General features: G+C 62.4%; 23 protein-coding genes and 1 pseudogene. 13 read left to right on the forward strand and 11 right to left on the reverse strand.

Going from position 1 to position 18,522, the window contains the following annotated elements:
• The first annotated feature begins 152 nt into the window (after positions 1-152).
• Entirely contained in the window at positions 153-1,331 is a 1,179-nt protein-coding gene (locus G3W89_RS28685) for a hypothetical protein (protein WP_162577695.1), read from the forward strand.
• Between the two features lie 85 nt (positions 1,332-1,416).
• Here the strand turns inward: G3W89_RS28685 and G3W89_RS28690 are convergent, their stop codons facing one another.
• The 3 genes from G3W89_RS28690 to G3W89_RS28700 all read right to left on the reverse strand — a co-directional run bounded on the left by G3W89_RS28690 (position 1,417) and on the right by G3W89_RS28700 (position 3,295).
• Complete coding sequence (locus G3W89_RS28690) at positions 1,417-2,286, reverse strand: mechanosensitive ion channel family protein (RefSeq protein ID WP_068673785.1); 870 nt, start codon at positions 2,284-2,286, stop codon at positions 1,417-1,419.
• 131 nt (positions 2,287-2,417) lie between these two features.
• A complete protein-coding gene (locus G3W89_RS28695; RefSeq protein WP_068673787.1) occupies positions 2,418-2,663 on the reverse strand; it encodes a hypothetical protein in 246 nt (81 codons plus the stop codon).
• Positions 2,660-3,295: a hypothetical protein gene (locus G3W89_RS28700; RefSeq protein WP_068673789.1), complete on the reverse strand. Its 636-nt coding sequence runs from the start codon at positions 3,293-3,295 to the stop codon at positions 2,660-2,662. The genes G3W89_RS28695 and G3W89_RS28700 overlap by 4 nt, the downstream gene beginning before the upstream one ends.
• A 298-nt stretch (positions 3,296-3,593) precedes the next feature.
• Between G3W89_RS28700 and G3W89_RS28705 the strand changes: the two genes are divergently transcribed.
• The 3 genes from G3W89_RS28705 (at position 3,594) to G3W89_RS28715 (ending at position 7,298) form a co-directional block, all read left to right on the forward strand.
• Positions 3,594-6,023 carry a DNA polymerase gene (locus G3W89_RS28705; protein ID WP_083944133.1) on the forward strand — a complete coding sequence of 810 codons (2,430 nt, stop codon included), beginning with the start codon at positions 3,594-3,596 and terminating at the stop codon, positions 6,021-6,023.
• A gap of 118 nt (positions 6,024-6,141) precedes the next feature.
• Positions 6,142-6,555, forward strand: coding sequence for a hypothetical protein (locus tag G3W89_RS28710; RefSeq protein ID WP_068673793.1), 414 nt, complete (start codon positions 6,142-6,144; stop codon positions 6,553-6,555).
• Between the two features lie 422 nt (positions 6,556-6,977).
• Positions 6,978-7,298 carry a hypothetical protein gene (locus G3W89_RS28715; RefSeq protein ID WP_068673795.1) on the forward strand — a complete coding sequence of 107 codons (321 nt, stop codon included), beginning with the start codon at positions 6,978-6,980 and terminating at the stop codon, positions 7,296-7,298.
• A 32-nt stretch (positions 7,299-7,330) separates the two neighbouring features.
• Here G3W89_RS28715 and G3W89_RS28720 read toward each other — a convergent pair whose 3' ends face one another.
• The 3 genes from G3W89_RS28720 to G3W89_RS28730 all read right to left on the reverse strand — a co-directional run bounded on the left by G3W89_RS28720 (position 7,331) and on the right by G3W89_RS28730 (position 8,232).
• Complete coding sequence (locus tag G3W89_RS28720; RefSeq protein ID WP_068673797.1) at positions 7,331-7,759, reverse strand: hypothetical protein; 429 nt, start codon at positions 7,757-7,759, stop codon at positions 7,331-7,333.
• 6 nt (positions 7,760-7,765) lie between these two features.
• A complete protein-coding gene (locus G3W89_RS28725; RefSeq protein WP_157103370.1) occupies positions 7,766-7,903 on the reverse strand; it encodes a hypothetical protein in 138 nt (45 codons plus the stop codon).
• An 89-nt stretch (positions 7,904-7,992) separates the two neighbouring features.
• Positions 7,993-8,232 (reverse strand): hypothetical protein, encoded by a 240-nt coding sequence (locus G3W89_RS28730; RefSeq protein ID WP_068673801.1) that lies wholly within the window; start codon positions 8,230-8,232, stop codon positions 7,993-7,995.
• A gap of 241 nt (positions 8,233-8,473) precedes the next feature.
• Between G3W89_RS28730 and G3W89_RS28735 the strand changes: the two genes are divergently transcribed.
• Complete coding sequence (locus tag G3W89_RS28735) at positions 8,474-9,199, forward strand: hypothetical protein (protein ID WP_162577696.1); 726 nt, start codon at positions 8,474-8,476, stop codon at positions 9,197-9,199.
• Between the two features lie 106 nt (positions 9,200-9,305).
• Here the strand turns inward: G3W89_RS28735 and G3W89_RS28740 are convergent, their stop codons facing one another.
• From G3W89_RS28740 to G3W89_RS28755, 4 genes are all read right to left on the reverse strand, one after another.
• Positions 9,306-10,148, reverse strand: a complete 843-nt coding sequence (locus tag G3W89_RS28740; RefSeq protein ID WP_068673805.1) for an exonuclease domain-containing protein — start codon at positions 10,146-10,148, stop codon at positions 9,306-9,308.
• An 85-nt stretch (positions 10,149-10,233) separates the two neighbouring features.
• Complete coding sequence (locus G3W89_RS28745) at positions 10,234-10,974, reverse strand: hypothetical protein (RefSeq protein WP_162571091.1); 741 nt, start codon at positions 10,972-10,974, stop codon at positions 10,234-10,236.
• Between the two features lie 86 nt (positions 10,975-11,060).
• Complete coding sequence (locus tag G3W89_RS28750; protein WP_068673809.1) at positions 11,061-11,432, reverse strand: hypothetical protein; 372 nt, start codon at positions 11,430-11,432, stop codon at positions 11,061-11,063.
• Positions 11,433-11,521: 89 nt separating this feature from the next.
• Positions 11,522-11,842 (reverse strand): hypothetical protein, encoded by a 321-nt coding sequence (locus tag G3W89_RS28755; RefSeq protein WP_068673811.1) that lies wholly within the window; start codon positions 11,840-11,842, stop codon positions 11,522-11,524.
• A gap of 122 nt (positions 11,843-11,964) precedes the next feature.
• On the opposite strand from G3W89_RS28755, the gene G3W89_RS28760 reads away from it, so the two are divergent.
• Complete coding sequence (locus G3W89_RS28760; RefSeq protein ID WP_068673813.1) at positions 11,965-12,372, forward strand: hypothetical protein; 408 nt, start codon at positions 11,965-11,967, stop codon at positions 12,370-12,372.
• On the opposite strand, the gene G3W89_RS28765 is transcribed toward G3W89_RS28760, so the two are convergent.
• Positions 12,359-12,580, reverse strand: a complete 222-nt coding sequence (locus tag G3W89_RS28765; RefSeq protein ID WP_146039464.1) for a hypothetical protein — start codon at positions 12,578-12,580, stop codon at positions 12,359-12,361. The genes G3W89_RS28760 and G3W89_RS28765 overlap by 14 nt on opposite strands.
• Before the next feature lie 187 nt (positions 12,581-12,767).
• Between G3W89_RS28765 and G3W89_RS28770 the strand changes: the two genes are divergently transcribed.
• The 7 genes and pseudogenes from G3W89_RS28770 to G3W89_RS28800 all read left to right on the forward strand — a co-directional run bounded on the left by G3W89_RS28770 (position 12,768) and on the right by G3W89_RS28800 (position 18,478).
• Positions 12,768-13,154, forward strand: coding sequence for a hypothetical protein (locus tag G3W89_RS28770; RefSeq protein WP_068673817.1), 387 nt, complete (start codon positions 12,768-12,770; stop codon positions 13,152-13,154).
• A 55-nt stretch (positions 13,155-13,209) separates the two neighbouring features.
• Positions 13,210-13,560, forward strand: a pseudogene (gene ssb / locus G3W89_RS28775) (single-stranded DNA-binding protein); the annotation flags it as partial.
• 117 nt (positions 13,561-13,677) lie between these two features.
• Entirely contained in the window at positions 13,678-14,049 is a 372-nt protein-coding gene (locus tag G3W89_RS28780) for a hypothetical protein (protein ID WP_068673821.1), read from the forward strand.
• 92 nt (positions 14,050-14,141) lie between these two features.
• On the forward strand, positions 14,142-15,095 hold the full coding sequence (locus tag G3W89_RS28785; RefSeq protein ID WP_162577697.1) for a queuosine salvage family protein: 954 nt from the start codon (positions 14,142-14,144) through the stop codon (positions 15,093-15,095).
• Between the two features lie 165 nt (positions 15,096-15,260).
• Positions 15,261-16,934 (forward strand): ATP-binding protein, encoded by a 1,674-nt coding sequence (locus G3W89_RS28790; protein WP_068673825.1) that lies wholly within the window; start codon positions 15,261-15,263, stop codon positions 16,932-16,934.
• Positions 16,935-17,045: 111 nt separating this feature from the next.
• Positions 17,046-17,360: a hypothetical protein gene (locus tag G3W89_RS28795; RefSeq protein ID WP_162571087.1), complete on the forward strand. Its 315-nt coding sequence runs from the start codon at positions 17,046-17,048 to the stop codon at positions 17,358-17,360.
• A 110-nt stretch (positions 17,361-17,470) separates the two neighbouring features.
• Positions 17,471-18,478, forward strand: a complete 1,008-nt coding sequence (locus G3W89_RS28800; RefSeq protein WP_162571086.1) for a hypothetical protein — start codon at positions 17,471-17,473, stop codon at positions 18,476-18,478.
• The last annotated feature ends 44 nt before the right edge of the window (positions 18,479-18,522 follow it).

Raw genomic sequence — 18,522 nt, forward strand, 5'->3', positions numbered from 1 at the left:
CGGCAAGTTCTCATTCGAGAGCGCTCCATTCATTTGGAGCGCTCTTTTTTTTCGCGTATAGGCCTCCTCACTGCCGCACTCGCTATAGGTCTCAGTAGCGCGGTTGTTCTGCGCTCTGTAAGGCACCTTTTTTAATTATGGAGAAACACCCAATGCAAATGAGCATGATGCACCTGCCCGGCGGAATCCACATGGTCTTCGACGGTCGCCCCATCATGGTCGCGAAGAACAGCGACCACTATGAAGCGGTCCGAAAGGCCCTGGTCGAGAAACAGAAGCCCGAAGACATCCTTGAAATCCTGGACGGCGAGAAGCGTCGGCTCGAAGCCGCCGTGCTCCTCACGCCGAACGTCGAGGTCAAGGGCGGCCAGGTCCTGTACAAGGGTGAACCGGTGGCCGGCGTCATCGTCCAACGCATGCTCGACATGCTGGAAGAGGGCTTCGACCTCACGCCGTCTGCCAATTTCCTGGAAAACCTGATGCTCAACCCGTCGCTGCGCGTGGTCGAACACCTGTACGAATTCCTCGAGGTTGGCAAGCTTGCGCTGACCGAAGACGGTTGCTTCGTCGCCTACAAGGCAATCACCGAGGACTGGCTCGACATCTACACCCGCAGCATCGACAACAGCATCGGGCAGACGCCCACCATGCTGCGCAACAAGGTCGACGAGAATCCGGACCGCACCTGCAGCCGGGGTCTCCACGTGTGCTCGTACGACTACCTGCCGCACTTCGCGAACGCCAACGGCCGCATCGTGGAATGCAAGGTGAATCCGGCCGACGTGGTGGCCATCCCCCGCGACTACAACAACACGAAGATGCGCGTGTGCAGGTACGAGGTGACTCGCGACTTGACCGACGCGTACAAGGCCGACAACAACATTCTCACCGCGGCGACGGTGGCGGCAGACATGCCGTTCATCGTCGAGGTCGACTATGGCTCCGGCTGGCGCGAGCACGAGGCCTTCGACCGCTTGTCGGACGCTGCGGCCGAGTTCGAGGACGTGGTGGAGAACGGTGACGTGAATTCCGTGCGCCTGCGCAACCGCGTGAGCGATGTGACCATCGACGAGCGCAATGGCATCGACCGCGGCGACCGCGAACTGGACAACGACGCCCACCAGGACGACCTGGAAGGCTTCACGGTGCACGGCGTGCAGCACGACGGTGTCACGGTTCAACTGGAAGACGACCATGGCGGCGGCACCAGCGAGGAAGGCGTGTTCGACAGCGTGCAGGATGCAGTCGCGTTCGCGCTCGATGACGAGACCGGCTACGCAGAGATTCGCATTCTGGACCGTCTTGGCAACACGGTGAAGACGCTCAGCTAAGCGCTCACCATCATTCAGGGCCCCGCATCCTCGCGGGGCCCTTTTTCTTGGCCGGCTCTGCGTCCCTGCGCGCAGGCGTGTCGCCTCAGTCCTGCGAGGCTGTGGGCACCGAGCCCAGCTCTTTCCAAAAGAGGCGCGTCACCGCCTGCTGTGCATTGACGCGCTCGGAGGCCGGCGAGGCGAAGCGAATGACCAGCCAGTGCTGCTTGATGTCGTGAGACTCCCAGAGCACCCGCACCCGCGATGAGGGCAGGTCGACAAAATCGGTCTTCTCGATGCGGCGGAAGTGCTCGTCGGCCGTTCCGAGCCAAGGTGCGCACACCGCATCGCCGGCGCGGACCGCTGCGGACTCGTAGGCGTCGATGTCTGCACTGTACGGCACCGCAAGGCGCAGGAGGTTGATGACAAAGCCCCCGGTGGCCGACTGGTTGCGCACTGAGGTGGACAGGAGGAAGCTGTTGGGAAACAAGACGGTGCGCCCTGTGAGCTGGTACGCCGAGGAGGTCTCGGCAAGGGTCGTACAGAGCATGTCGACATCGGTCACCCGCCCGGCCACCCCTGCGACCTCGACGAAGTCCCCTACCCGGTATGGCCGGGAGACCGTGAACAGCAGATAGCCGGTCGCGCACATGATGAGCTCCTTCGCCGACAGAACCAGCGCGCCAGCAAAGGCAGCCAGCGAAAGCGCAACTCCGGCGATTTTGGTGGCCCAGATGGTCCCGATGGCAAGACTGGCGGCGAGGAACAGCACGTTCTTGATGGCAACGACGCGGTGCCGCAACCCGTCCTGGCTGCCCTCTCGTCGCGTCGACATCCCCACGTAGCGCAGGTTGAGCCGGTGGGCCGCGACCGCAGCCAAGATGACAAGGACGGTCGCAGCAACACGGCCAATTTCTCCGGTGAAGAACAGGTGGATGTCAGTGGCGTACTGCTGCAGGGTCGGGAAAATGGACATGGGCGGGTTTAAGCGGCTTCGCGGCGAGGGTGAGCCCTGTCTAGCGCAACCGTTTAGGCGTCGCGCCAAGAGAAGACCCTGCACGCTTGTTGGCATGCAGGGTCTGAATGGAATGCTGGCGACCGGGGCCGTCAGAAATCGAGGCTGAGATTCCGGCGTTTCATGGCTTGCTCCTGACGCAGGAGCAAGCGACGTTCGCCTTCTTGGATGAGGAGCTTGGCTTGCCGCAGACCGCAGAGGTCCAGCGAGACCTCGTTGCCGTCAATGCCTAGGGTGAGTGTGAAGTTTGACGCATCCGGTTCGAAGTTTCCGACGGGCTCGCCGGCGTACAGAACCTTGCCGTCACGCTCCAGCTGTCCGACTACGTCTGGCTTCATGCGATTCGCTTGAAAACCTTCGGGCCCGCAGCGCGGTCCGTGAAGTCGTTCACGACGACCACAGCGATGTCGTCCCGGACGCTGAGCTTCCTGGCCGTGCTGAGCGCCGTTGCCTTGTCGAGCCAGCTTTCGCTGTGGCGCTCTTCACCACTCGCGGACTGACCTACGACCTCCCACCCGCCGCGCGGGTTGCGTGAGGTGAGCATGGTGTTGCCGGTCAGCGTGTTGATGATGCGGCCAGCGCCGTACTCGCGGCCGCTCTTCTCCACCTGGTCCACAAGCGTGTCGCGGGCCTCTTGGTAGCCGGGATGCTCAAGGACGAGGTCGCCTGGACGGTCGATGCCTCTGAGCTCCCCGCGATATAGGTGAAGCGTGTACCCGTCGCGGCGTGCACCAATCACGCTCTCCGGTGTCGGAATCTGCGCGAAAGTACGCTCGCCTGTTTCGGGCAGGCGCTCCAGGCCCACATTGCGTGCCTGGTCCGTGCTCAGCGACACGACCGTGGCTTTTCGCGCGGCGGCGTCGCCGAGCCGGTCGAACGCATCGGCAAGCGCGTCGACCTGATTGGTGACGCCATCGACGTAAACCTCGACTTGAACGATGGCAGGGATTTCAAAAGTTGCTTTGTACATATCGAGAACTGGTTTCTTCTAGTTGACCTAACGAGCTCGTATAGGCACGACTAGTTGACGGCAAACGCATGCCCGGGCGAAGCGATATCAGGTCTCCACGTAAACCGCGTGAGGTCTGGTGAGCACGAAATTGAGGTCGGTCTCAGGGGATAGCCATGCCCTTTAGCCCGGGGTGCGGCCATGAAGCTGCGCGATTTAAGGTCTCAGCAAAGCACGGTAGGCGCTGTTCGCTATAGGCGGGTGAGGCCACCAGCGAGGGTGGCGAAACCAAACCTCGTGCTTTTAAGGAACCACTTTCATGAACAAACAAATGGGCTTCGACCTCGACTACGTCGACCCGGTCACCCACGTAGCAGTGCCATGGGCAAAAGCTGAAAAGCTGCTCCTGGCGCGCATCACGGCGGCGCCGTGGAAAATCATCGACGTTGAAACAACGGGCCTCAACCCGGCGAGCAAGGAGCAGAAGTTCTCCGGCAAGCAGTATCAACGCGGCGTCGACTCGGAGCTTCGGCTGCGGGTGATGTCGGTTCTCTACCCGACGCCTTGCGGCTTTCCAGTCACCTCAAAGTTCCTCGTCGAATCCTTCGACCTGGACCAGCTCACCGAAGCTGAGAAGGTGGACGTGTGCTCTGCATGCTTCACAAACGTCGTCATCGCGCACAACGCGGGCTTCGACGCCTACTGGACCCGCACCTACGCGACAACCGAGCCGTCGCTGCTCCTGGATTCGATGCTCATCGCACGGGTCCTCTACCCCGAGCAGCCCGTTGTCATGGCGCGCATGTGCCAGGATGAGGACGAAGACCCCACGTTGCAGGCCGAAGCCGTGTCCATGTTCATGGGCGGCAAGTCGGGCTGGTCGCTAGCCGACCTGGCGGTCAGCCGGCTGCGCAAGGTGCTTCCGAAGGAGATGCAAGGCCCGAAGAACTGGTGCGAGCCGTTCCTGACCCAGAAGGCGTACGACTACGCAACGGACGACGTGAAGGTGCTCCTGGAGCTCCTGATGTCGTTCTTCGAAATCGACGACCCGGCGGAACTGCTGGAGCGCTATTTCGAGTTGCGCGAGGAGCACGCTCCCCTGCGCATCATCGAGCCCCAGGTCTGGGACATCGTGCGGATGCGCGAGACGGGCATGCCGTGGAACCTGGAGGAATCCGAAGGCTACGTTGCGGCCCAGTGGGAAAAGGTGCGCGAGCACGCTGCGAAGATGGCGGAACTCGAGCCTGCGCTCAAGGACTATCTGCCTGCGCTGAGCGACCCGACCACCGGGGTCAACGCGAAGCTGAAAGAGGCTATCGGGACGGCGTTCACGAGCCGCGGCATTGAGCTGGAGATGACCGAGAAGACCGGCGCCTTCAAGATTGGCGAAAAGGACCTGCGGCGCGTTCGCGCGGCCATCACGCCCGAAGCCAAGGCCCTGTTCGACACCTGGACCGCACTCAACCGTGCCAAGAAGGCCGGCGGCATGGCCAAGGAAGTCTCCTCGTACGCGGGGCGGTCGCACGATGGGCGGCTGCATCCAAACACGGGGCACGGCCCCGTGACAGGGCGCCTGTCTTCGTCGGAGCCGAACTGCCAGCAGTTTCCGCGGGACCAGAAGTTCCGAAATTGCGTTCGTGCTCGGCCTGGCCACAAGATTGTCTCCGCCGACTATTCGGCACTGGACATGCGGGTGGGCGCGGCGCTCGCGATTCGCGCTCAGAGGCAAATCGTCGAGACCTACATGGGCGACCATGTGGTGCAGAACGATGTGTTCCTGTGCATCAGCCGGGTGCTTGAGGGCCGGGTGACCTACGAAGACGCGCGAGCGCTCGAGCTGAAGGCCGTCAAGGACTTCGAGGAGTGGAAGCTGGGTCGCGAAGCGGCCATGGAAGCAGGCAAAGATGCGAGCAAGGCGTTCTGGGACAAGTACCGCAAGCTGCAGCGTACGCAGCTGCTTTCGGGCTTCCAGCGCTGCTTGGCCGAAGTGCGGATGCGCGCGGACGCCGCCGGCACCGCCGATTGGGGCTCCCTGCGCGACGCGTTCGAAATTGAAGGCATGGACATCCACACGTGGACCGCGCTGGACATGACAGGCCGCAACCCCAAGGCTCTCTTCGGAGGCCTGAAGGGCGAAGATGTGGCCAAGGAGCTGAAGAAGTGGAAGGCTGAGCTGGGCGACGTCCGTCAAACCGGCAAGGTCGGCAACCTCTCCCTCCTGTACGCGATGCAAGCACGCGGCCTGATGGACGCTGCTGCCAAGAACTACAATATCCACTGGACGTTGGAAGAGGCCACGGAAGTTCGCGCGCAATGGCTTGCGGCATACGTCGAAATCGACCTCTGGCACAAGTGGACCGAGCTGAACCCGCAGGAAACGGTGATGATTCCGGACAAGGACCGTGGCGGCCGCTTCGGCAAGAAGGCTGTCTACGCCTCCTACACGCTGGGCAACCGGCTCATCTATGCGTTCGGCTTGAACGCGGCACTGAGCTACGAAGACCAGTCGACCGGCGCCGACATTCTGGGCAAGGTGATGGAGGAGTTTCGCAAGTACCCGAAGGTCTTCGACACCATCATCAACCAGGTCCACGACGAAGTGCTTTTCGAGGTGCCCGACGAGGTGCTGGACGAGTACAACGAAATCATCGGACGGGTCATGACCGATGCAGCTGAGCACTTCCTTCGTCCCTACGGGGTGAAGGCCGGCTGCGAACCCGAAGCTGGCGAGGTCTGGCTGAAGGGATAAGCCTAAAAGGCTTCATTTTCAAAGAGCGTCGATTCGTCGACGCTCTTTTTCTTCGCCCGCGACGAGCGGCTCCGGCTAAACCACCTCTCTACAAGGCGGACCCCTCCCCAACAGAATCATGGAAAAACTCATTCGTTATCTCGGCGCCCTGGATTGGCTTCTGGCGGCAGGTACCGTGGCCGTAGGCCTTTTTCTTCAAAACTGGGTACTAGTCGCCTTTGGCGTTGCTGGCTTGCTGATGGCCTATCTCCAGCCAGCAAAGCGCGTAAACGCCTACATCACCAGGCGCATGACCCGCAAGCGAGACCCCGCGGCCGCTTCGACCGCCCAGGTCCAGCAGGACGAAGCCTTCTATGAAGCGGTCCTGGGCGAGGTCACTGACGTCGCAGTCGCAACCCCGGGTCCCAAGCGCACGTTCGCCTCCCCGCCCGTGGCCTACGGCGCGACATACCTCAGCGCGAGCAAGCACAACCAGCTCAAGCGGCCGTACCTGACGCTCCTCAACACGAAACCGCTCAACACGTTCAATTGAGCGGCTACCTATACGCGCTGTCAACTTTCTAACCCCATTTGCCATGTCCGGACCATTCCACAATTCATCCCATCAGGGAGCCTCGCTGTGACACGCTGGCTTCGTCAAAACGCAGAGCTCATCACGGGAATCTGCGTTCTCCTAAGCGTCGTCCTGGGCGGCGCCCTCATCTACCTGCTCCATCTGAAGAGCTGACCAACCTTCTCTGAGGCTCCACAATGCCGCCCTCCGACACCGACCTTCAGGCCCCGTCTTCCGCACCGGCGCTCAGGGAGCCCGGTTCGGAGGGCACATTGCTTCCGGCACACGTGGCTTCTGCGGCCGCCGGGCCATCGCTCGCCCGCTTGGTGCGCAATGCTGCACCGAGCCTATGGGCCAAGGCACGCGCAGACCGACGGCTCGCACGCGAGCAGACTGAGCGGATGCTTGACCTCCTTGTTTGGGTCTTGGAGAAAAACGGCGCACGCGTCACTCGCACCGCCAAACAGGAGTACTTTCACGAGGGACGGGTCATTGAGGGCCGCCTGGACTTGTTCGCCGAGCGGGGCGTCGAGAGACTGGCACTCGAGCTGGCCTTCCGCCCGGGCCGTACTACCTGTCTGAAGCTTCTCGCCGCGCGCCGCGCGGGCGCCGTTTCCCTGCTGCTCGCAGGCTTTGCTCGAACGCCGGAGGAAGCTCGCCAGGCAGTCGACCGGCTCCTGGGCCGGCCCACGGACGGGTGGTTCGCCCTCGCCTGCCTTTGAGCCGTTCGGGCCTTGCAGGCACCGCGGCTTTTTTAAGGCGCGATGCGCTCAGCCTTTAGAGCCCAACCCGACATCCTCAGGTGCGTGACCAGAAGAGTCTCGCCGGGGGCGGCGTCGATGGGCTTCTCAACGAAGTAGAAGCCGCCCGGGTCGCACTGCAGCCGGCTCCACCGGCTATCAGGGGCCTGCGCAACCTTGCACTGCGTCTCCACAAGCGCCAGCGAGCTTCTCGCTTCGACCAAGACCGTATCCACAGCAAGTCCAAAACTGAGAAAGCACAGCATCAACCCTACAACACCGCAGATGTGCTGGAGCTCGGATTTGACAACGTCCTTCCACTGAAGGGGGAGTATGGCGGGCAGTGCAAAGGGCAGGACGCCCACCCCGATGATGAACGCCCAGCGCCAGCCCCAGGCTGGCAACAGCACGTCCACCGCAAGCGAACGGAGCTCGGCGTCCATGGCGCCTCAGCCGGCCGGAGCGCGCTCGCGGGCCGGGCGCTCCCACTGGTAGAAGATGACGCAGCCCTTCGCGTTCTGAACCGGCGTCGACCCAGCCAGTTGCCAGCCCCCGCCCTTGGGCGGCTTGGGCGAAATCCTTGACATGTCCTCAGCCACGCGAGCGTGGTCCGGAAAGTCGGAAGGCACAACCGCGTACGTCACGCGGTATTCGAAATCGGGCTTTGCTAAATCGGTCATTGGGGGGAAGTGAGGGAAATCGACCCGCTCGAGCGGGCCTGCAACTGCGCCTCGAGCTGCGCGATGCGTTCGCGCTGCTGCGCGTACAGCAAGCGAAGCGCGAGTACCTCCAGGTGCAACGACTCGGCCTGCAAGTGGGCGTCCGCAACCGGCACTAGCGGCTGCCCGCTCTTGCTGGAATACGTGATGTGCCAAACATGCTGTGCTGGCCGGTCGGTTGCATACGAACGGGTCATGGCCTATTTAGCGTCCGGTTTTAGCCGCGTGGACGTCAAGCTTGGCCAGCCTGCCTGTTGCGCCTTCCCTGGAGGGCGATGCGGAGTCCGAGCTCTCGTACCTAAACGCGTTCCGCCCGCGGGCCCTTAAACGCCGCAGACGTTCGGGCCGCTCGCTATACGGCCCAGGAACATTTAACTATTTGAACGTTGAGTCAACATGAAAACATATTTTTTCGTACTCGGCGCTCCGGACCACGAAATGCAGGAAATTGCCCGCATCTGTGAAGAGCGCGGGCTCGCCTTCGGTTTTGCAACCGTCGGCGGGAACATCGTCCACTCGCACGAAGCCTATCAAGCAAATGGTGTCACCGCTCTCATTCCCGTGGGCGCACACCAGGTGTTTGTGGAGTGCGCCGTCATGGGGCTGAGGCCCGACGACATCATCGACCATCACCACCCGGGCGACCCCGGATACGGGATGCCGCCGGAGCAGTACTTCGAGGGTTCGTCGCTTGGCCAGTTCTTGCGCTTCATCGGCGTGAACCCCACCCAGCAACAGCTGGTCATCGCTGCGGCGGACCACTGCCTGACTTCGGCCTACCAAGGTCGATGCCCGGGCGTAACCCCTGAGGAGCTGGCCGCCTGGCGCATCGCGAGTCGCTGCCGGGCCAGGGGCCTGACCGAGGTTGAACTGCATCGCCAGATTGACCATGCGTCGAAGCTTCTGGAGGCAGCTCCACGCATCTCGCTGGCCGGCGAGCAGGTCGCGTTCATCGAGGAGCCGCCCACGGAAGTGAGCGAGGCATCCGCACGTCTCGGCATGCCCTACATCTACGTGAGGCGCCAGGATGCGAAGCAGCTCAAGGCCGGCATCAGGAGCGCGCCTGCGCACCTGGTGCAGGCATGGATGGACAACTGTGGATTGGCTCGGCTCTACGGCGACCCCCAACGCGGTTTCGCCGGTGGCTACCTACCCCGCCACTGACTACATCAACATTCGAGGCCCCTGACATTCGTGTCAGGGGCCTTTTCTATTGTGACCTTCCGCATCGGGCAAAAGAAAAACCAGCCGCAAGGGCTGGTTTCGGGAATCACACGTAGCGGATGTACATGCTACTCGACGGCGTTTGGTACTGCTTGAGGTCCACCCCTTCGAGGTGGTTGGCCTGCACCTTCTTCCAGTCGGTCTTGGTGCTGGGGGTGTATGTGACCTCAAAGAGCTCGGTCGCAAAGTCCTTGCCGGCGGTCAGCTTCTTGACAGGCTCGGTATAGCGGTCGTACTCCTTTTCCAGGACCTTCTTGAGGTCGGCCAGCAACAGCGCGCGCTTGGCCATGCCCTCAATGGAATCAGGCACCGCATCTCCGAGGGGAAACGGCAGCACGGCATTGAGGCGCGCGACAAGCTGGTTGGCGTCTGCCAGAAGGGGTGGATACACGGCTGCGAGCATTTCGCAGTCGACGAAGGCCCCGTGGAGCACGCGCTTGGTGCGGTCGATGCCGTAGCGGTCGCACAGCGCGTCCAGGGTGTGAACCTTGGCCGTCGTGTGCCGCCGCGACATCGCCAGCGTGTCAGTCGTGCGCTCGACGATTTTATCCATCTTGCCTCCGCGGACCAAGCGCAGTTCCTCGTCGAGGAAGCGCAGGTCGAAGGGCGCGTTGTGGATGACCACGTGTTGCCCGGCGATGAACTCCTTGAAGTCCTTCACGACCTCCTTGAAGACAGGTTCGCTCTTCAGGTCGGACCAGGTCTTGCCGTGCACCCGGGAGACCTCGAGGGGAATTTCCCGTTCGGGGTTGATGAACCGGTGAAAGGTGTTGCCGGTGGGCAGGCCGGTCTCGGGGTCGAAGTCGAGCGCTGCGATTTCGATGAGCCGGTCTGCGCCGGCGTCCAGGCCCGTGGTCTCGGTGTCGAGAGCGATTGTGCGAATTTGCATTGTGCAGGTGTCCTAGTGGTGGAATACCCTGCGTGTAGCTACAACGGCGCAGCGCCGCCGGGCCGGGCGGCCCGCGGATATAGGCCTACGGCTTGTCGACGCCCCGGCACGAGAGCGTCATGCCCTTGTCGTCCATCTCAGCGCGGCACCCCGGCGCCCACGGATGCGTGCCCGCCATGAAGCTCTCCAGCTCCGCGGCGTACGCGCGAAATTCAGTGTCCTTAGCGCCCTCGCACTGCTGGGTGCGTTTCAGGCTCGCGGTCTGGCTGACCTGGGTCAGCAGCGCCGCAGCGAGCGCCCTCGCGTGCGCGGGTTCGCCGATGTCAGCGCGACTCCCGAGCACTGCGATGGCGAATGGAAGGTCGCTTTCCGCCATCATTAGGAGCACCGCCTCCGGTGCCTGGATGCAGTTCAAGGCTTCTTCTCGCAAGTTCGCAAAGTCCTCCAGCTTGAGGCCAAGGGACGCCACTGCTTTACGTTGCTCTAACGTCGCGCCGTCACCCAGCAAGGCGCTGAACGCGCCCGCTCGGAACTCCGGGTCGGGGACCAGGAGTTCAGGGAGCTTCTCCGCAACGCTCTGGCGGGCTTCCTTGTCCGTGGCCACCGCCCACCCGCCCTTGCAACCAACGCTCGCCCAGCGGTCCGGCGTCACCTTGCCCTCGCTCACGAGCAGGGAGCCATACCGCGAAACTTCAGCTGGCGTCGCCTTGTCGGCAATGCACTGAGCGACGATGTCAAGGTCCGGTTTCCCGGTGCACCCCATCAAGGCGCTGAGAAGCACGCCAAACACGGGCAGTAGGAGGAAGCGGGCGAAACGACGATTCATGGCGTGTTGTGGGTTCGAAGACGCAACCTGTAGCTGGCGCGTTTAGCCAAAAGAAAGTCGCCCAATGGGGCGACTTGGAAGGAAGGTCAGAACGAATCCGCGTGCAACTCGACCAGCTGGTCGAGGGCAAGCGCTCGGCCTTGAGCGTCGTGGAGGACCCAGCCTGCGCCGGTCTGCACTGCGCGAACCCAAACTTGGCGGTCGTCCTCGAGTACGGCGACAACCTGGTCGAGGGGGCTCATGTGCAGGTCCTCTAGCGCACATTCCTGCTCGCCGAGGCCGGTGCGCACCACCACGGGGTAGTCGTGGCCTGGGTACAGCGAGAGCTCCGCGTCGTTGTAGCGCAGCACAAGGGCCAACTCGTCGGTGTCTTTCAGCACGACGAAGCGTCCCGGCGTCAGTTGACGGCTGCGGGCCGCTTCGATGGCGCCTTGCAGCTGGATGAAGTTGGTACGCATTCCTGCCGCAAGCTGGCTCATGCGGTCGAGAAAAGGGGTCTGAGGTTGAAGATTGATAGCGGGCCTCTCTGGATGTCAGCAAAAAACACTCACGCGCGCCGCTTGGGTGCTCGTGCCGTGTATAGCCATGCAGCCAGGAATGGGACCTCGACCAGCACCAGCAGGAAGCCGAAGAAGAGCGGTCCGATGCTCAGTTGTGCCTGTACGGATTCCGCCGGCAGACCGCCTGCCCAGTGCGACCGGATGGAACTCGAAAGCCACAGGGACGTGAAGGCAAAGCTGATGGCAGGAGCAACGGTGTACCAGGCGCGCTTGAGGGACGCCGCCTTGAAGAGGCGCAGGATGGCCTGCGCGTACAGCAGGCACGGCAGGAGAAACGAAAGGACCGAGGCGAGTGTAGCTTGAGTCATGGCGAATAGGCGGAGCCTCGGATGCGTGCGGCGCACGCGACGGCCGAGGCCTCACCTATAGCCCATGGATTTAGATTTCCGGCTGCGTGTTCTAGACGGGAGCAGGAAGCCACTTTTCATCCATGACAACCACCACGACCCCTCGTCCCTTCAGCCGCAGCCAGGCGCTCGCCGTCCTTGAGATGCAAGGCGCTCAGTCGGCCCACCTCGTCGACGCGGTTTTGCTCGGGCTGGCCGAACTCAACGAGCAGTCGGCAAGGGATGGCAGCGCCCAGGCACAGCTGCGCGTGCTCTTCAGCCAGGTCGACCCCACTCGGGTTCAGTTTGCGCTGTTCGCCGGCGAGCAACGGGTGCAGCTCTGCGCGTACGAGTACGACCCTGAGATGATGGGTGGCCCGGAGCTCGCCTGCACCGACGTCGACGGCCAGCTCTCTGGGCCCTGTGCCCTCACGAGGCGCCTGCATCCCTTGATGGACATGGCCCTCGCGCGGATGGAGAGCCAGGTCTGGGCGCGAGTTACGGGCGGATGAGCCCCGGCAGCGGGCCGAGCGCGCTGCGGTAGAAGCTGCGAACGGAGCGGGAGATGAAAGGCAGGACGAACATCACCGCGCTGACCGCGAGGCAGGCGCGCTCCATGGTCATGCCATCGGTGACGAGCATAGCTTGGGCGGAGATTTGCAAGGCGAAGAGCTTCGCCAGAGAGATTGCTTGGGACTTGGACATGGGTTTGATTTTCAAGGCGGTTTCCTCGCCAACTTAGCTACAGGGGAACGGGAGCGGAATGAATCACTTTAAGCCGCTTTCATCAATCTAAAGCGCAGCCATTGTAGCACACCTAAAATGCATCCCGTAAGCATTGTTTTAGGTCGAGGGCTAAACTCGTCTTTCTACAAGTCGCATCACAGCTCCGCGGGCATGAGCCGCAATGCGAAGGTTCTTCCCCCTCTACAGTGTCTACCGACAGGCAAGCAGCCAGACAAGGTTCCGTCCTTCTCTGGGCTCTTTCCTCGTCGTCCTCGACCCGCCGGTCCTGGATGCTCTCGCGCGTCAGCTCGAGGCGCTGCACTGCGTAGGGCTTCCAACAGCTCAAGTCGAGGACCTCCTGCAACTCGTTGCGGCGCTTGCCGAGGATGACGGGCTCCCCATTGAGGACGCCGCGGCGCTCCTGCCGCCCTTCGCCGCTGCCGTCGATGTCGCTCGGTTCTCAGGGCCTGATGACGTCGCGCTCAACGTCGCAACCCTGACCCTCAAACGCTTGGGCCTCTCTACACAACTTCAAGCCTCGGGCGCGCTGAGCGCGCACCTGCACTGACCCCTTTCCCACCCCCTCCTCCCACAACTCACTCTCACTTCGAACTGAACCTTCCATGTCCATCAACAAAGTCATCATCGTCGGCAACCTTGGCAACGACCCGGAAATGAACATCCTGCCTTCCGGCGAGGCCGTCGCGAACTTCAGTGTCGCCACGAGCGAACGCTGGACCGACAAGGAGTCGGGCGAGCGCAAGGAACAGACGGAGTGGCACCGTGTGACCGTGTACGGCAAGCTGGCCGACGTGGTGGCCCAATACGTCACCAAGGGGCGCCAGGTCTACATCGAGGGCAAGCTGCGCACGCGCAAGTACACCGACAAGGATGGCGTGGAGAAGTACACGACCGAAATCGTCGGCCGCGAGCTCCAGCTGCTGGGCAAGCGCGACGAGGCCGCATCCGGCGCCTGATAGCCTCCCTCCCCCCCCAAGCTCAAAGGACCGGACCACCGGTCCTTTGTCATTGGGGAGAACGCGTTTTCTCTTGGATTTTGTGATGTGAAACCCGCGTGCTAGATTCAGCCGATGGCTGCGCGTACCTCGTCACCCTCCAAGGAATTCTGGAACACCTTTCGGCATCTGGTCCTCGTGGCCGCGGATGGCCGCGTGTGGTTGACACGAGCAGGCCAGTACGCCCTGGCCGCGCCGCTCGAAACGGCGCTCGGGGCGCCCTACGTCGCTCTGCCTTGGCAAGACTTTGCGGCGTTTGCCATCAAAGCCCTTCCGTACGCCGACCTCCGTGCCCCCGACCTCACACACCTGCGGCAGCAGCCTCCTGGCAGCCCCGAGCGCCTGTTGATGGCTGAGCTTCTTGGTCAGCCGCATTTGGCGCACGCCCCCTGCGGCGCAGCACCTGTGGTCAACTTCCTGAAGTGGCGCGCGCGCCGCGCAGCCTAGCGCACGTATACCGTACGGCGAGGTATCGCCGCCATAGCGATAAGAGGGCTCCCTACACCTTTGAGGCAACACACCTCAAAGGAAACCAGGGAATGCACCCTCACCCACTTCGAAACCCCGTTCTCGTCGTCGCTGAAGCCGATTACACCCCGCACATGGTGCGCGTCGCATCGGAGGCGATTACCGCCCTCGAACGACCCTCTGACCTCGGCGCCATGGGCTCGTCCCTCGGTGCCAGCCCGCTGGCTGCGCATCCGCACATGTTCGTTCCGTATTTCATCGTCATGAACACGATGAACTTCCAGTTCTGGGACGTCGATGCGGAGGGCCAGTTCATCCGCTATGCCCACAATGGCAAGGTCGGCGCCCTTGCAATGCAGGAAGGATTCCACGCCGCCTGGCTCGAGGCCCTCGGCGGCCTAGGCGGTCACGGCTCCATCCACGAGCAGTGCACCGAAGTGGCCAGCCAACTGCGTTCCCGCATCGCGCACGAAGGCATTGGCTTCATCTTCGGAGACATCCCGGCCGCTCAAGCCCGCGCCCGCATCCTTCACGAGGTGCTGGAGCCCTCGAAGCTCACCACCGCGGCTGAATTCATTGCACGGCGCGTGCTCTGGAACGGCGAACTTGCCTGGGCGGACGCGCAGGTTCTCGCGTACATGTTCCCGCTTGCGTACGGCGACCGCTACCTGAAGAAGGCCCAGCTCACCCTCATGTTTGCCGCCAGCGAGTGGAACGCACGCATGGGGGGCCAGGAGGTGCGACTCGACGTGACCGCCGCGGCCGACTACCAGCTGCCGAAAGTCCTGCGCGCGCTGGAACTGCTCGACTACTCGCCGGCGTGGGCGGCGGCCATCGACCGACAGGAACTCATCGAGGCAGGCAGCCAGGAGGAACTGGCTATCCGTGCGGCAACCATCCTGGCTGTCAATGAACTTGCCGAACACTTCAGGTGCTCTGTGGAGGCGGTGGACTTCTGGCTATGGGCCAACCGAAACCAGGCACGCGACGCGAAATTCCACCTGACTCGGACCACCAACTACTAGGCCCCACCTCCTCGCTTCTCGCCCGGCTGTCACCACAGCCGGGCTTTTTTATGCCGGCGCCCCTGCCTAAACGGGACGGCGCCAGACCACCTGCTGGCGGTTCCTAGACGACGGACAAGGAAATATCACAACCGGAAGCTCGTCTTCCCACAACTCAAGGACACCATGAGCACTGTTATCGAGAGTCGCAAGCTGACCCTTCATCCGCTGGCCATCCACACCTTCATCAAGGCGCAAGCCGGCTCGATGGGCAAGGCATTGTCCGAGTCCGTGATGAACTCGGTCGACGCCGGCGCCACACGGGTCGACATCAACGTCTCGAGCACCGAGTACACCATCGTCGATGACGGCTCGGGCTTTCTGTCGCGCGAAGAAATTTATGCCTGGTTTGAAACCCTGGGCTTTCCGCATGACGAAGGTAACCACCGCATATACGGAAAATTCGGCCTCGGGAGAGCTCAGCAATGGGCCTACGCAAGCAACGTCTGGCACTCCAACGAGTTCCTCATGCACGTCGATGTCCAGACCAAAGGTCTCGACTACGTGCTGCAGGAGACTGAAGCTCGCCAAGGTACCTCCATCTTCGGGAAGTTCTACAAGGCCTTGAGCGACGCGGAGCTGCTGCAGCTGGAAGCCGAGCTCGAGCGCCTCGTGCGCTACGTGCCTGGCGCTGTCTATCTGAACGCGAAGCTCATCACGAAGGACCCTGCCACCGAGGCCTGGGACCTGGAGACCAACGAGGCTTACTACCGATTTGACCCGAAGGGCTACAGCCTGGATGTCTACAACGGCGGCGTGCTGGTGAACCACTTCGGCCGCTACCGGTTCTCCTGTGCCGGCGAGGTCGTGACCAAGCCGGACTTCACGCTCAGCCTGAACGTTGCTCGCAACGACATCATGTCGAGCTGCCCTGTTTGGCCCCGCATCGCCAAGCACTTCCCCGCAACCGTGGCGAAGGAGAAGGACAAGCCTAAGGTCCGAAAGGACACCGAGGAAGAGCTGAAGGAAGTCGCCAATGCCGTGAAGGCCGGCACCAAACCGCTCTTCTCCGCGCTGGAAAACCACCCTCAGCTGGTGACGTCCGTACTCGGCCGCGGCATCAAGTACTTCGACCTCGTGTCGGACTGGCGCGCACCGGTCGTTCTGTTCGCCCCGAAGGGGGACGAGCTGGGCAAGCGGATTGTCAAGCTGCGCAAGGGTACGGCCGTCTCCCTGGACACCCTCAAGCTTTGGGGCTTTACGGAGCCGAGCCAGCTGAAGGCAGTCTTCGCCGAAAGCTTGAAAGTGCAGGACCCTTCGCGCCTTGCGCGATTCGAGAATAACGTGTGGACCGCCGACGGACGGGCAACCTTCCCTTCGCTGGTGAGCAACCGCATTGTCCTGGCCCATTCGGAGCTGGAGCCTGCCGAGAAGGCAGCGCAAACAGCCTTCAAGACGTCGACCATCTACCTCGCCAAGGACCTTGCCTCGCTCGTCGAATCCCGCGGACTGGCGCTGTCGAAGGGGGCCCTGCACCTCGAGTTCGGCGATGCGCCCGACCACCTCGCGTGGCTCGGAGACGATGGCAGCCTCGTGCTGCGTCGAAAGGAAGCCACCAAGGCGGCCGAAGGCGGCCTGGCCAAGGTCATCAGCTATCTGATGCAGGCCTTGCGCGATGCACTCGCAGAGCCGCTCGGAGAGCGCGTGGACGAGATTTTGCTTGCGCTGGTGACGCAGACGTCGGCGGTCGGCGAATTTGCTGAAACCGCCGCGGCCAGGTACGTCTACGAGTGCAAGAAGAAAGACCTGCCGCTTCCGCAGCGCAAGCTCGCGGACCTGGCGAAGCTCGGCATCGAGTAATGTCATTCCAACCCGACCTCTTTGAGGTCGGGTTTTTCTTGCTAGATTCAGCTTTCTCGGGCCGCCTCCTGCCGTTGCTATACCGCGCATAGACCATTTTTTGGAGTATCCATGTCCCGCAACATGCAGCAATCGGTTCCCCTGTCGAAGCGCCTCATCACTTTCGGGTGCGCGTTGGCCTTTGGTTCACTCATCGTCGACGCTCCCTGGCCGATTTACGCGATTTTTGGCTACAACATCTCGTTGAACCTCATCTTGTGCTTCGCCTTCTCTTTCGTCGCGTTCCTCGGATTCGTCCTTGGGCTCGTCGAAACCACTGCCGCTCACGCCGGTCGTCGTCGCGTAGCATCCGCTGCCGCCGTCGAGCCTGAAGCAGAAGCCGTAACATCCAGTCCCGTGGGTGAAGCGGTCATGCCGAAAGCCTAATTACATGGACCAGTCCATCGCTTAAGCTTTCTTCATGATTCAAAAGGCGCCCCCCGGCGCCTTTTTCTTTTGATGAGAGAAAATGGACGCACTCCAGCAAAGGCCCGCGCGTGTCACCTACAGCCCTGAATTACTCCACCACCGCCATCGAGGAACTCGAAGCGCGCGTGCCAGGCTTGCGAGGTAACGGCTTCACCACCACCGCAGCGGTCCATGAGCAACTTGGCCAACTCCTGCGCGAAGCCGTGAAATTCAACCTGCCCGAACATGGCGAGCTCGTTGCGCTGGAAAACTCCACGGACAGCTTCTCGGAATTCATCCGGCTTCCGTTCGACGCCGTCGCGCTCGAGGCGCCCTTCCCCCAGGATAAGGAGGTATACGCCGGCGGAGGTGCGTTCCAGGAAACTGCATCCTCCAGGAGAATCGCTGCTTGCTGGTCCAGCAGCCTGGCCAAACGGTATCCGGCCTTGTGCCCCACAGGCATGAGCCGACCCGGCTTTTTTGTTGCGTCCGTGTACTACCACGACGATGCGAAGCGCTGGCTCGTAGCACCCCTGGCTTCGTTCATCCCACTGAACCCGGGCATCTGGCGAGGTGCAGAGGAGCCACTGCCAGGCTCGGACCAGTTGGAGCGCGAGTTTCTCTTGAGCCAGGGGCGCCTCAAACCAACGACGGCAACGTACGAGTGCCAGACCGTCAACCTGTGCCCGGAGATGGTCGCCCTCATGGCCCAAGAGACTGGTTCAATGGAGCAGGCCATCGCGCGTCTATCCATCGATGTGCGTGACGAGGCGAGCACGGCGCTGGGGTTCTGCCTGACGGTCAACGCCAGCAACGTGGGCCGTGTGCGGATGCCCGCGCCTGACAAGCTGAACAAGAAGCGCATCAAAAACGGCCGACCACCCTTCTACGAGAGCTGGGTCTTGGACCTCATGAAAGCGCCTGCTGGGCCCGCCCGGGCCGGCGGCTACGAAATTGATGGCCAGCGCAATCCGCCCCGGCAACATCTGCGACGCGGCCATATCCGTCGCCTGGCGCCAGACCGGATTACCTTCGTTCGTCCGACGACCATCGGCGCCGGCGCACGCGGCGTTGTGGACAAGGTGTATCGCCTGTAGCTGCGCGTGGCCAGTGCCAAGACAAAGCCGCCATCCGAAGATGG

Origin of the sequence: Variovorax sp. PBL-H6, from assembly GCF_901827155.1 — a bacterium.
Lineage (GTDB): Bacteria > Pseudomonadota > Gammaproteobacteria > Burkholderiales > Burkholderiaceae_C > Variovorax.

Excerpts from the sequence above, each read along its gene's own strand:
- G3W89_RS28790 (WP_068673825.1), top strand. The coding sequence starts at position 15,261 with ATGAGCACTGTTATCGAGAGTCGCAAGCTGACCCTTCATCCGCTGGCC.
- G3W89_RS28785 (WP_162577697.1), top strand. The coding sequence starts at position 14,142 with ATGCACCCTCACCCACTTCGAAACCCCGTTCTCGTCGTCGCTGAAGCC.
- G3W89_RS28725 (WP_157103370.1), bottom strand. The coding sequence starts at position 7,903 with ATGTCAAGGATTTCGCCCAAGCCGCCCAAGGGCGGGGGCTGGCAACTG.
- G3W89_RS28770 (WP_068673817.1), top strand. The coding sequence starts at position 12,768 with ATGCGAAGGTTCTTCCCCCTCTACAGTGTCTACCGACAGGCAAGCAGC.
- G3W89_RS28780 (WP_068673821.1), top strand. The coding sequence starts at position 13,678 with ATGGCTGCGCGTACCTCGTCACCCTCCAAGGAATTCTGGAACACCTTT.
- G3W89_RS28685 (WP_162577695.1), top strand. The coding sequence starts at position 153 with ATGCAAATGAGCATGATGCACCTGCCCGGCGGAATCCACATGGTCTTC.
- G3W89_RS28705 (WP_083944133.1), top strand. The coding sequence starts at position 3,594 with ATGAACAAACAAATGGGCTTCGACCTCGACTACGTCGACCCGGTCACC.
- G3W89_RS28795 (WP_162571087.1), top strand. The coding sequence starts at position 17,046 with ATGTCCCGCAACATGCAGCAATCGGTTCCCCTGTCGAAGCGCCTCATC.
- G3W89_RS28690 (WP_068673785.1), bottom strand. The coding sequence starts at position 2,286 with ATGTCCATTTTCCCGACCCTGCAGCAGTACGCCACTGACATCCACCTG.
- G3W89_RS28715 (WP_068673795.1), top strand. The coding sequence starts at position 6,978 with ATGCTTGACCTCCTTGTTTGGGTCTTGGAGAAAAACGGCGCACGCGTC.
- G3W89_RS28695 (WP_068673787.1), bottom strand. The coding sequence starts at position 2,663 with ATGAAGCCAGACGTAGTCGGACAGCTGGAGCGTGACGGCAAGGTTCTG.
- G3W89_RS28700 (WP_068673789.1), bottom strand. The coding sequence starts at position 3,295 with ATGTACAAAGCAACTTTTGAAATCCCTGCCATCGTTCAAGTCGAGGTT.
- G3W89_RS28750 (WP_068673809.1), bottom strand. The coding sequence starts at position 11,432 with ATGCGTACCAACTTCATCCAGCTGCAAGGCGCCATCGAAGCGGCCCGC.
- G3W89_RS28745 (WP_162571091.1), bottom strand. The coding sequence starts at position 10,974 with ATGAATCGTCGTTTCGCCCGCTTCCTCCTACTGCCCGTGTTTGGCGTG.
- G3W89_RS28735 (WP_162577696.1), top strand. The coding sequence starts at position 8,474 with ATGCAGGAAATTGCCCGCATCTGTGAAGAGCGCGGGCTCGCCTTCGGT.
- G3W89_RS28760 (WP_068673813.1), top strand. The coding sequence starts at position 11,965 with ATGACAACCACCACGACCCCTCGTCCCTTCAGCCGCAGCCAGGCGCTC.
- G3W89_RS28730 (WP_068673801.1), bottom strand. The coding sequence starts at position 8,232 with ATGACCCGTTCGTATGCAACCGACCGGCCAGCACAGCATGTTTGGCAC.
- G3W89_RS28755 (WP_068673811.1), bottom strand. The coding sequence starts at position 11,842 with ATGACTCAAGCTACACTCGCCTCGGTCCTTTCGTTTCTCCTGCCGTGC.
- G3W89_RS28720 (WP_068673797.1), bottom strand. The coding sequence starts at position 7,759 with ATGGACGCCGAGCTCCGTTCGCTTGCGGTGGACGTGCTGTTGCCAGCC.
- G3W89_RS28710 (WP_068673793.1), top strand. The coding sequence starts at position 6,142 with ATGGAAAAACTCATTCGTTATCTCGGCGCCCTGGATTGGCTTCTGGCG.
- G3W89_RS28740 (WP_068673805.1), bottom strand. The coding sequence starts at position 10,148 with ATGCAAATTCGCACAATCGCTCTCGACACCGAGACCACGGGCCTGGAC.